The sequence below is a fragment of the Euzebya rosea genome, assembly GCF_003073135.1.
In the GTDB taxonomy this organism is placed as follows: domain Bacteria; phylum Actinomycetota; class Nitriliruptoria; order Euzebyales; family Euzebyaceae; genus Euzebya; species Euzebya rosea.
On sequence record NZ_PGDQ01000011.1, the window covers coordinates 206463 to 217817 of the forward strand.

Consider the following 11355-nt stretch of genomic DNA (forward strand, 5'->3'; position numbering starts at 1 on the left):
CGGGCAGGCGACGTGGGTGCGTGCGTCGTCCTCCAGGCGTCGATCGCGGCGATCAACGACGCGCTGGACCCGCGAGCGTTCCACGACCGCCGCGGCGTGGTCACCGAGACTGACCGCATGACGGACGAAGGACGCCACGACCACGTGGAGCAGGTGCTCGAGTGGACGACCGGTGGGCACGACCTGGACGCCCTCGACGCCCACGCCCTGGAGCGGTTCCTGTGGTACGAGCTGCCCACGAAGTGGCACGTCGACGCCACCTCACGGGACGAGATCATCGACGACCTGGCAGCCGCGTTCACCCACGCCGGCCGCGACCGGATGGCCGCTCGCTGCACCGACGCGCAGACCCGAGAAGTCCTTGCCGCGTGGGAGGAGGACCGAGGCGCCGGCTTCCGGGCGTTCGACGCCGCCGAGGCCAGGTCCGCCGTTTCCCCGCCCGACATCGACCCCGCCGACGAGCTGGACGGACTGGTCTGGGGCGACATCATGGGGATCGTCGAGGCAACCGCACGGAGTCGCGTCGGAGCGGCCCTCGGGGCGGCATGGGAACGGGAGGAGCTGACCCCCGGCACCCGCGGATGGCGGGCTGCACAGCAGCGCATCGCCCGGGCCGCCCTGAACGAGCCCAGCGACGGCGAGCTCGAGGGCGGCACCCTGCTGGACGCAATTCTGGCCGAGCGAGTGCAGACGTGGGTGACTCGTCACCGATCCCCGGCCGCGACCTCGCTGTTCACGCGCGTCGCCACGCACCTCCTCCACCCGACCGAGGTGCCGACGGACGCCGAGACCGCGACGGCACCCCTGGCCCAGCTGCTCCAGGCATGCAGCGAGGGACTCGGGCTGACCGCCAAGCACTACCTGCCGCCCACCCTCGTGCGCCGGATCGCCGACGACCACAGCTGGTCGCTCGCTGGCTTCCCCGGTCGAGGTGAGGTGGACGAGCCGCTCGTCGCGGAGCTGCACGACATGGCGAGGCGAACCAAGCTGGCTCGCCGTACCAAACGAACACTGGTGCTCACCCCGACAGGCGAGGGGGCGCTGGCCGACGTCGCCAGTCGCTGGCGATCGGCGGCGGAGAGCTGGGTCGACGGCGACGACTTCGACGCCGCAGTGGGCGAGGTGGCGTTGGCCCTGCTGCTCGTCGACGGGGCGCCGGGTCGACACGGCGTGCTCGAACGGCAGGTCGCGGCCCTCGTGACCGAGCTCGGGTGGTCTCCTGGAGGTGGTGCGCCAGTGGATCCCCGAGATGTTGGTTGGGCACTGGGGGTGCTGTACCGCCGGGGTGCCATCCACGGCTTCGTCGCAGTCGACAAGGGTCTCGACCGAGGCCTGTCGGAGACGGGACGGGCCGCAGCCCTCACCGCGCTGCGCGCCCGGGCACTGGCCCCGAAGCGGGATGTGCACTGACGTTGGGATGCCTCGGCACGAGATGGACGTGTCCGGAGTGCGGTCGGCAGTTCGGCAAGCCGCGGCAGGGCCACACCTGCTCCCCCGGCCTGACGCTCGAGGAGTACCTGGCCACGGCCCCACCACACGAACCGCCGGTCGTCCAGCCGGTGCTGGACCACCTCGCCCAGATGCCTGACGCGCTGGTCGAGCCCGTCCAGGTCGGCCTGTTCGTCAAGCGGTCCAGCACGTTCGCGCAGCTGCGGACGAGGACCCGGTGGGTGGCGCTGATGGTCAAGCTCCCCCGAGTCGTGACCCGCCCTCGTCCGGACCTGAAGGTCCAGTCCTACGGCTCGTCGCACTTCCACACCTACAACCTGCGGACGCCCACCGACGTCACCCCGACGCTCCTCGACCTGCTGACCGAGGCCTACGAGGCCGACGCCGGCTGATCCATGGGGCGGATCTGGGCCGGGCAGGGTGATCCCGACGTCGTCGCTACGCAGCGTCGCCGTGGTGCCGACGCTCGTGCTCGATGATCCGGTCCTCGAGTCGACGGTTCAGCACGCCCGGAGCATGCGTCAGCGGGTGTCGACCGGGCCGAGGCTGGGCTTGAGGTCCAGCACCGGGGTGCCGTCGATCGCCTGGACGGTGACCTCGTGCAGTCCGATCGGGTTGGGCCGGTCCGGTGAGCGGGTGGCGAAGACGCCGGCCGGCGGTCGCGAACGGTCGCCCCGCGGATGGACGACGAGGGTGTCGCGATCGGCGAGGTGCAACCACGTGAGGACGACGATGCGATCGCCAACGGCGAGCCCCTCGATGGCCGGTCCCGCCGCGGCGTCCAGCACGATCCGCGCTGTCGGCGCACCCTCGTCGCCCTGACGGGGTGCGTCCGAACGGCTGGTCAACGGGGAGGCGATCCTCCCCACCGGGTGGGGGGTGACGGCGTCCATGGTCGGCGAGTAGACCACTAACCCGGACGCCGATCGAGCTCCACGGGGAGGCCCACCGAGTCGTCGCCCAGCAGGGGTCAGTTGTCGGTGATCAGCTCGGCGTCGACGACGTGGAACGACACGGCGTGGCTGGTGCCGCCGAGGGTGGTGGAGTACGACAGCTCGCCGCGGATCTCGGCCCAGACCCGGACGACGTCGTCGACGCCGACGGCGGTCAGGAACGGGCAGGGTCGGCGGCCGCGAAGATCCCGTTGTCCCCCTTGTACTGGTGGGACCACCGGTGGGCCGTCGTGTCGAAGTAGGCACGGAAGCCGCACGGGCCGGTGGCCTGGTCGAACTGGACGATGTCGACGACGAGCTCGACGCAGTCGCCGGTGAACGCGTCGGGGTCGCGGACGACCTGCTCGACGTCGACCGGGTCCTGGCACCGACCCCGGACACCCTGGGCGATCACCGGGGTGGCGCAGGCGTCGACGGCGGCCTCGTAGGTCTGGCGGTCGACCCCGTCGAGGGACGCGAAGTCGTCGTCCCAGGAACGGAGGAGGATCGCGCCGGCGTCGATGGAGGACGCACAGTCAGCGGCAACACCGGCGTCGTGGGCGGCCTGTCGCTCGGCAGCGATCTGCGGGTCGTACTGCTCACGGAGGGCGACCGTCTCGGCCTTGGCCGCCTGCTCCGCAGCCAACGCGTCGTCGCGTTCCTCGACCAGGGCCTCGTTGTCGGCGTGGGCATCCAGCAGCTGGGTGGTGGTGTCGTCGAGCTGGCTGGTCGCGTCGTCCAGCAGGGCCACGAGCTCGTCGCGTTCGGTCGTCACGCCGTCGAGGGCGGAGGACAACGCGTTCTTGTCCTCCTCGAGGGCGGCCACGTCGGAACGGGCGGCGGCCAGGTTGTCCAGCGTCTGCTGGTTGGTGGCGTAGTTGTTGACCGCCACGCCGCCGAGGAGGGCGGCGATCACGACGGTGATGACGAGGAAGGTGCGGCGGTCCTTCCTCGACGGTGCGGGCTGCGTGACGGGCTCGGTGTGCATCAGGGCTGTCCTCTGCGATCGGTCGGCGGTGTGGGGTCGACGGCGTGGCGTCGACCGCTGCCCCCGCGCGGTGCTCGGTTCGCACCACGTCCGACGGCACTGTGCACGGCGCCCTCCGTCAGCCCTGACGGACGGAACCTTCGCGTCCCGGCCCCGCTCCCCCGCCGTACGGGCGTAGCATCCCTCCACAGGCTCGTCACGCGTGCTGGAGGTGCGCCATGGCAGACCAGGAGATCGTGCTCGACGCGGAGGAGCAGGCGCTCCAGCGGGAGGCGCGGCTGGCCGGGTACCGCAAGACGATCGCGGAGGGGGCCACGGCGACGATGCCGGACCTGTCGGTCGACGTGCCGGACCGGTCGCTGGACGTCGGCGACGGCGAGTCCCAGCTGCCACGGCTGATCGCCCAGGACGCGGCCGACGACCTGGCCGACGGGGTCGTGCAGCGCATCGTGCACGACACGGCGATCGCCGGGCGGACCGTGCTGGTCGTCACCGACCTCGACGTCACCCACGCCAGCAGCCGGGCCCGGAAGATGATGGCCGAGGTGGCTGCGCTGACCGACCGGCTGGAGGCCGCCAGCGCGTCGCTCGTCCCGCCTGCTGCTGCCACTCCCGTGACCCTGCCGGAACCCGTGCGGCTCGACCACGTCGACGGGATGCGCGACATCCTGATGGCCGCCCTCCCGGGAGCCGTCATCACCGCACTCAAGGGCGTCGAGGCCGTCGCGAAGGCGGCGCCGGCGGTGCTCGAGCTGCTGAAGACCGACGTGACGGTCCGGCCGAGCACCGTGTCGGTGGCCGACGAGGTCGTCGTCGCGGCTGTCGCGCGGAGCCTGCGCCAGCGGGACGTGGCGGTGCGCATCGCGTCGTGCACGACGATCCCCGACAACGAGGTCACCCAGGCGTTGGCGACCCTCGCCACGACCCGCGACCGGGTTGCCGACGAGGTAGCCTCGTTCACCGCCCAGCACCTGCGAGGAGGACGTGCGGCGGAGGTCACGCGGCAACGCGGTGTCCTGGCGGGCCTGGTGAAGGCCCACGACGACCGGCTGGACAGCGGCGAGGACCGGGCCGAGCTGCAGGCGAGGATCACCGCGCTGGAGGAGTGGCTCGCCGCCCACGAACCCGACGTGGACCGGGCCCGCGCGGCGGCCGACACGGCGACCGTGCTGGGGACGCGGGTCGATGCGTTCCTGCACGAGGCCGACACGGCCGGTTCGGCGGGGCTGACCCCCATGGCCGCGGCCGCGCTGCTCCACGAGGCCACGCGGGACGGCTCGACCACCGACATCCTCGTGCTGGACAGCACCGTCGCCGTCGGGGAGAGCGTGTGGAAGGAGCAGTGGAGGGGTGATCAGGCGACCCACATCGGTGGCCTCGGGGTCAGCTGGATGCTGATCGGCGCCGACGGCCTGCTCCGGTCCTCCGGCGAGCACACCGCCGCCCGGTCGGTCACCGTCACGCTCGGCGAACCCCTCCACTGGCGCTGACCCGGTCGTCCCTCCGCCGGGCTGGCGGGTGACGGGGGGTGGGCGTGGCGGCTGCGAGACTGACCGCCATGAGCACCCGCAGTCGAGTCGCCAACGCCGCCTACTCCGTCACCATGGGCGGGCCCCGCATCAAGCCCCCACAGGAGGAGGAGTTGCGGCGCGCCCTCGGCGGTCGGACCGTTCTCGTCACGGGCGCGTCGGCGGGGATCGGTCGGGCGCTGGCGCTGCAGTGTGGTCGGGCGGGGGCCACCGTCGCCCTGGTCGCCCGTCGGGAGGACGCGCTGGCCGAGCTTGCGGAGGAGATCCGCGCCGACGGCGGGACGGCGACCGTGCATGCGTGTGACCTGTCGGACCTGGAGGCGCTGGATGCGGTGGCGGAGGAGGTGCTGGCCGCGCACGGGCGCGTCGACGTGCTGGTGAACAACGCGGCCCGGTCGATCCGTCGGCGGGTGACGGACTCCTTCGACCGGTTCCACGACGTCGAGCGGACCGTGCAGCTCAACTACCTGGCGCCGGTCCGGCTGATGCACCGGGTCCTCCCGGGGATGCTCGAGGCGGGGGCCGGGCACATCGTGAACTGCCTGACGCTGGGAGTGCTGGCGACCCCGCCGAAGTTCGCGGCGTACCTGGGCAGCAAGGCGGCGCTGGATGCGTACAGCCGGTCGGTGGCGGCGGAGCTGGTGGAGGAGGGGATCCGCGTGACGTCGGCGTACCTGCCGTTGGTACGGACCGAGATGATCGCCCCGACGGCCAGCTACGAGGGAGTGCCGGCCCTGACGGCGGAGCAGGCCGCCAACATGCTGGCCAGCGCCATGGTCGACCGCCCGCGTCGGCTGGCGCCGCCCGCGGGGCTGCTGCTGGACGCGGCGAGGATCGTGGCGCCGACGTCGCTGCTGACCACGGGCCGGGCGCTACAGCGTCGGTTCGCCGGCTCGCACTAGCGTGGCGGGATGCCCACCACCCCGGAGTCCGCGTCGCCCCTGACCATCGCCGTGCCGTTGTGGCAGGGCTCGTCCGTCGCCGACGCCAACACGGTGATCAGCTCACCCTCCGGCGCCGTGCACGGGATGGCCGCTCGCATCGCCATGGCCGAGTCGCCGGAGCGACTGGTCTACCTGGGCGTGCGAGCCACCGACCCGGAGGAGCAGCGCTGGATCGACGAACACGCCATCCCCGTACTCCCCGTCGACGCCCCGGTCGAGAAGGTGCTGGCCGGCCTCGACGGCGCCTCGGCCGTCCACATCCATCTCGACCTGGACGTCCTCGACCCGATGCACTTCACCAGCGTCGACCTTCCCGAGCCGTACGGCGTCAGGCCCGACCACCTGACCGCGATCCTCGCCACCGTCGCTGAGGCCCTCGACATCAGATGCGCGTCGGTCATGGAGTGCTCGGCAGCGACCAAGCAGCGCCACCTCGACAAGGACCGGGCCACCCTGGCGGCGATGCTGGAGCCGCTCCGCTGACGACCGACTGGACTTCGTACTGGGACTGACCGAACAACAACGCGGTGCTGCCCGGTAGGGCTGTCACCTCGATCCAATGGGAACCCACCCGCGGTGGCCGGCGTCAGACCCGCCGACGCAGTCCCTCGACCTCGAGGGCATGCCCGCCCCCTGGAGCCGCTGATGTCCTCCCGCCCGCTGGTCCTCCTCCTCGCCCTGCTGCTCGTTGGGTGCGCCGACACCGCCGCCGACCCGGGGGGTGCGGCCTCCCCGGCCGAGACCACCTCACCCAGACCGGTCGAGAACGCTGCCGGCAGTACGGCTGGCGAGGCCCTGTTCAGCTGCTTCTCCGCCCCGTACCCGGCCAGCGCCTGGGACGGCACACGTCCGGCCACCGAGCTCGGGGAGCACCCCGGATACGTCGTCCTGCAGGAGTCCGTTGGCCCGGACGGGCTGGACGGCTGGTTCGTGCTGGAGGAGGCCGACGACCGGCTGGTGGTCGCCCGTGAGCTGACCCAGCCGCAGGACCCCGATGACGACATCCTGCGCACTCACGACATCGTCGCGGTGGAGGACGTCGACGCGACCAACGTGCAGGGCTGGATGCTCAGCCAGGCGTCGCAGTGCGCCCCGCAGCGGGTGCTGGAGGGCCTCGGCGCAGCCCAGGTCTGGCTGGCCACCGAGCCCGACCCGACGGCGACCACGGTCGAGCTGCTGGTGGTGGAGATGGCCTGCAACTCCGGTGAGGACGCGGACGGCCGCGTGCGCCTGGTCGAGCAGGTCGAGTCGACCGATGCGATCGAGCTGCTGATCGCCGTCGAGCCCCGCGACGGCAACGCTGCCTGCCCGAGCAACCCGGCCACCCCGTTCACCGTCGAGCTGGCCGAGCCCCTCGGGGACCGCACACTGCTGGACAACTCGATCCACCCACCCCGCCCGTTCGACGTCGCCCCGGAGGGCATCTACCTGGGCGACTGAGGGTCCACCAGTGGGCGGCGTGGCCCGTCGGGCACATCGTCGGGTGTCGAGCCGCGGGTCGGTGGGCTCGAAGGCCTTCAGAGGCCATCGGGTGACTTCCCGCCCCTCAGGGGTTTCACATCGCCACGTCGGGGGCCTGCATAATGCCGGCTTGGTAGGCATCGGCGACGACGGTTACGGGCCATGCCGCCAGAATGATTCCGCCGTCCCCCCGCGACGGCGAACGGCAAGGGCAACTCGTTAATCTCTCTCACGGAGCCATCAGCTCGGCCACTACGGTGATTCGGGCGGGTATACCGGCATCGCCTACCAGCGTCACCGGCTTTAGGAGTCTCGCTCCAGCCCTGTGATCCGCACCGCTCGCGCCGTGATCACCCCAGCCGGTCGCCACTATCGCTCTCGACGAGCCGGACCCACAAGCGCCGCGCTTCAGCGAAGAGCCTACCTTCTTGCGGTCGAGGTGATCGCCTGCCACTGGCTAGCGCAGGCATCCCGGTGCACCCGATCCATCCGAAACGCTCGTACCCGCACCTCGGGGCTGAACTGCTCGGTCGCTCCTTGACCAGACCCCCACGCAGATCCTCAGTATTCCCGGCTTGGTTTCAGCTTCCTTGGGCCTGAGCTGACGGTCTGGCCTAACCTGGCCGCCCATTAGTCGTAGGGAGAGTGCATGTCAGAGATCAAGGTCAGTGCCGTCACGGTGGAGGAACTCCTCGGGCTGCTACGAAACGGGGAGTGGTTGATCCCCCGTTTCCAGCGTGAGTTCGTCTGGTCGACGAGCGACATCGAGGCCTTGGCCAACTCAATTCTCGAAGCGAAGCCAATCGGGATGGCCACGCTGTGGGAGCAACCAGACAACTCCGGACTCGCTCTCGAGCATGTGAGCCTCCCGGGCTTTGCGGATGCGACAGAGTGGTTCGGGGAGAACGACCTCCGAACAAACAAGCACTACGCGGTCCTTGACGGCCGACAGCGAAGCACAGCGATCGCAATGGTATTCGGCGGCTTGCGGCAAACACATGGCAGCATGAAGTTCGCGGGTGGCTTCTACCTGAACCTCACTGAGACTCGCGATGTCCGCCCCGTCGAATTTTTCAAAGCGGCCAAGGAGAAGCAGATGGGATTGGACACGTCCCCGCTGAGCCGCGGCTACTTTCCTTTGGCAGTGCCTGAAGACAAAGCGTTCATGAAGCACTGGATGGACGCCCTTTACGAAGTGAATGACCCCGGTAAATACCCGGCGGATGCCGTGCCCTCTGAGCAGGAACGTGCCCGCCGCCAGCACGCTCTCGAGCAAGCGTTCGAGCGCCTGAACAAGACGCGGCTAGCGACATACGCCGTGCCGCCCGACTACGGTCTGGCGGAAATCTGCGAGATCTTCGAGACGCTGAACACGACGGGGACCAAGGTGTCGACCGTCGACCTTATCCACTCATGGCTCTACGCGGACAGCGTCGACGAAGAGGGGCAGGGCGGCCTCGACCTTCGCGAGTGGCTCGAGGATCTCGGCAAGTTGCCTGGAGCGGAAGGATGGAGCAGCAAGAGCGACCGTCCTGAGCTCGTGGCACAGATCGTGACTGCATGCCACGTCGCAGCCAACAACAAGCCGAGTGCGCGAGTAATCGGTGGGCGAGCTCCAGCTATCCGCTCAGTCAAAGCAGCCGACCTTCTCCACACACCTACCGAACACTGGGCTGAGGCGATGCAGTCGACGGCAAAGTTTGCGAGTTGGTTAGCCGACTTTCAGGAAGTTGTCGCCGGAGGCAGGTTCCCGTACAAGCGTTGCCCGTACCCCGTCATGGCGGCGGTCTACGTATCGCTTCGCTGGCACCTCGACCGGGACTACGGCGACGTCACCCCCTTCCAAAAGTCCGATATCGACGGACTCTTTCGCGCCTTCTTCTGGCGCAACGCGTTGGCCACTCGGTACGACCAGGGATTCCTAACCCAGATCGGCGCCGACTTGAAGTTTCTCAAGGAGGTGCTCCTCGATCGCCCCGAGCACCCGACGGACCAAGATTGGATCGATCACGCGACTGACCGCCTGGAGCTGATGTTCGCAGGCGACAGCGTCCGCACCGTCGACGAACTAGCCGAAGCTGCCGCCCACGGTGATTCAAGCCGGGGAGCGCTTCGGCAGGCTCTCTTGCTCCCTATCTACGCCCAAGCCACCAAGGACCTACTGAACATGGAGGACATCAGCTGGCCAAGCGGTGTCGCCTCAGACCTTCACCACATCTTCCCTCTAGGGTGGATCAACGACACTGTTCCGGGGACTGTCCGCCAGGAGTGGAAGGAAAGCGACCGCGTTGGCAGCGTGGCCAACTTGGTCCCCCTCTCTCGGCCCTCAAACAACAAGTGGCGGGCCAAGCGACCGGGCGTAGCCCTTGCCGAAACCAATATGTCATGGTTAACGCGCAAGGACGTCTTTGGGCCTGCCAGAATCGACGAGACGGCCTTCGAGATTCTCGTTCAGCAGGATATCCAGTCGCCAGCTGAGATAGAGAAGTTCTGGGACCACCGCGCTAAGACCCTCGCTCAGACCGTCCACTCGCTGACAGCAGTGGAGCTGCACTAGTAATGATCGACATGCCGAAGGTTCTCGCGGAACTCCGGCAGGGCCCTGTCGAGATGACGCTCCGACAACTGCTTTCCGAGGCCGGCTTGGAACAATCGCCTTTGCAGGGCCCCCGAATCGTGACAGAGTACCTGCAAGTTCACCAGATCATCGTCGAACCTGCACTTGGCATCGGAATGGATGCCGTCCACACACTCAGGCCCCCAGCCCTCCCGGAATGGCTGACGGCCTACGACAAAGAGCTTGTGACCGGCGAGCACAGCGGCCAAGAATTCAAGGAGTCTTTGCTCTTTGACGTCGGTCGAGCCGCAAACGATCCCAATGCCACGGCCAAGGATCTCCGCAACGAAGCCCTGCTAGACGAGTGCTTGAAAACGGTATGCGCCTTCCTGAACACTGATGGCGGCCTTCTCTGGGTTGGGGTGAACGATAAGACCGGCAAGTGTCGCGGGCTCCTTGATGACCTAGGAATCCTGGGCTATAAGGGTGATGACTGGCAGGACCGCCTTCACCTGTGGATACGCAGTCAAGTCCGGGACCGCTTCTATGACGGCAATGCTGTCAACTCCTTTGTGGATGTGCGCTTCCCCGTTGTGGACGGCCATCATGCGATCCGGTTGCACGTCTCCAAGCGAGTACGAAAGCTGTCGGCCTTCCGAGATCGCAAGAACGTTTGGCGTTCCTACTGCCGTCAAGGCGCGTCGAGCCCAGAGCTGACCATGACAACCGTGGAGGAGTTCGTTCTCCAACGGTCTGGATGCAACTGACCACCGACCACTCATGTCCATGTTCCATCCCCCCGGCTTTCCTTGCGTCCGGGGACGCCTATCTATTCCTCGCCAGGTCGTGACAGCTTTCGGGCAAGCCGGCCCGGCCGCGCCAGTTCTGCATCGAGCACGAATCGGGCGGAGTCCCGGCGGCGTGCGAGGCCTAAGCATTCGGCCAAGCTGGATGCAGTGGCGGGAGTGAGCTGGTCGAAATGGTCCGCCATCAACTCCAGAAGTACAGGGCCTGGCACGCCCCCGGTCTTCCTGAGCGGCTTCAGTAGCTTCAGAAGGTCGGCGTCAACGCCGTCGGTCGAACCCCATTCCTCCAGCAGTCGACTGACCAGCACCGCACTGAGAGCACTACTCCGGCGAGGCGGTCGGTGTGCGAGGTCCCACAGCCGCTGGGCGTCCGGGTCGATGGCGGTCGGGCCTTCCCTTCCAGATATTCGATCGAAGATTGCGACCTCGGGGATGATCCCCCTTGGTGTGTTCCGCCGCCGCCTGTCCTCTATCCCAACCTTGTCCCAGCGCATACGACTCACGCCTAGCACTCCCTCCGGTTCAGAACAGTCGACCAAACCTAGGTACGGCACTAACCGTCCCAAAGTTGGGGCCTTGCCTGGATGGAGTCCCATCGGGTGGTGTAGAAGCCCGTGCGCTTGATTCAGTTGGTCACTGCGGGGATGGATGCTAGTTGGTCGTCGGGCCGGTCGAGGAGGGGTTCGAGG

General features: G+C 68.4%; 12 protein-coding genes. 8 read left to right on the forward strand and 4 right to left on the reverse strand.

Features of this window, described 5'->3' with window-relative positions; genetic code table 11:
* Positions 1-12: 12 nt before the first annotated feature.
* Positions 13-1410, forward strand: a complete 1398-nt coding sequence (locus CUC05_RS15985) for a hypothetical protein (protein ID WP_108667121.1) — start codon at positions 13-15, stop codon at positions 1408-1410.
* A 2-nt stretch (positions 1411-1412) separates the two neighbouring features.
* On the forward strand, positions 1413-1841 hold the full coding sequence (locus tag CUC05_RS15990; RefSeq protein ID WP_108667122.1) for a DUF5655 domain-containing protein: 429 nt from the start codon (positions 1413-1415) through the stop codon (positions 1839-1841).
* Between the two features lie 129 nt (positions 1842-1970).
* Here the strand turns inward: CUC05_RS15990 and CUC05_RS15995 are convergent, their stop codons facing one another.
* The 3 genes from CUC05_RS15995 to CUC05_RS16005 all read right to left on the reverse strand — a co-directional run bounded on the left by CUC05_RS15995 (position 1971) and on the right by CUC05_RS16005 (position 3369).
* Positions 1971-2342, reverse strand: a complete 372-nt coding sequence (locus CUC05_RS15995) for an SAM-dependent methyltransferase (RefSeq protein ID WP_108667144.1) — start codon at positions 2340-2342, stop codon at positions 1971-1973.
* 77 nt (positions 2343-2419) lie between these two features.
* Positions 2420-2620 carry a hypothetical protein gene (locus tag CUC05_RS16000; protein ID WP_108667123.1) on the reverse strand — a complete coding sequence of 67 codons (201 nt, stop codon included), beginning with the start codon at positions 2618-2620 and terminating at the stop codon, positions 2420-2422.
* Complete coding sequence (locus CUC05_RS16005; RefSeq protein WP_108667124.1) at positions 2557-3369, reverse strand: hypothetical protein; 813 nt, start codon at positions 3367-3369, stop codon at positions 2557-2559. Before CUC05_RS16005 ends, CUC05_RS16000 begins: the two co-directional genes overlap by 64 nt.
* Positions 3370-3587: 218 nt before the next feature.
* Here CUC05_RS16005 and CUC05_RS16010 point away from each other — a divergent pair, with 218 nt between their 5' ends.
* From CUC05_RS16010 to CUC05_RS16035, 6 genes are all read left to right on the forward strand, one after another.
* A complete protein-coding gene (locus CUC05_RS16010; RefSeq protein WP_108667125.1) occupies positions 3588-4859 on the forward strand; it encodes a hypothetical protein in 1272 nt (423 codons plus the stop codon).
* A gap of 68 nt (positions 4860-4927) precedes the next feature.
* Positions 4928-5800, forward strand: coding sequence for an SDR family NAD(P)-dependent oxidoreductase (locus CUC05_RS16015; protein WP_108667126.1), 873 nt, complete (start codon positions 4928-4930; stop codon positions 5798-5800).
* A 9-nt stretch (positions 5801-5809) separates the two neighbouring features.
* Positions 5810-6325 carry an arginase family protein gene (locus CUC05_RS16020; RefSeq protein WP_108667127.1) on the forward strand — a complete coding sequence of 172 codons (516 nt, stop codon included), beginning with the start codon at positions 5810-5812 and terminating at the stop codon, positions 6323-6325.
* A 162-nt stretch (positions 6326-6487) separates the two neighbouring features.
* A complete protein-coding gene (locus tag CUC05_RS16025) occupies positions 6488-7282 on the forward strand; it encodes a hypothetical protein (protein WP_108667128.1) in 795 nt (264 codons plus the stop codon).
* A 670-nt stretch (positions 7283-7952) separates the two neighbouring features.
* Complete coding sequence (locus CUC05_RS16030; RefSeq protein WP_108667129.1) at positions 7953-9860, forward strand: DUF262 domain-containing protein; 1908 nt, start codon at positions 7953-7955, stop codon at positions 9858-9860.
* A 2-nt stretch (positions 9861-9862) separates the two neighbouring features.
* Positions 9863-10627, forward strand: coding sequence for an AlbA family DNA-binding domain-containing protein (locus CUC05_RS16035; protein WP_108667130.1), 765 nt, complete (start codon positions 9863-9865; stop codon positions 10625-10627).
* A gap of 62 nt (positions 10628-10689) precedes the next feature.
* Here CUC05_RS16035 and CUC05_RS24780 read toward each other — a convergent pair whose 3' ends face one another.
* Positions 10690-11169, reverse strand: a complete 480-nt coding sequence (locus CUC05_RS24780) for a hypothetical protein (protein ID WP_157965644.1) — start codon at positions 11167-11169, stop codon at positions 10690-10692.
* Positions 11170-11355 lie beyond the last annotated feature (186 nt).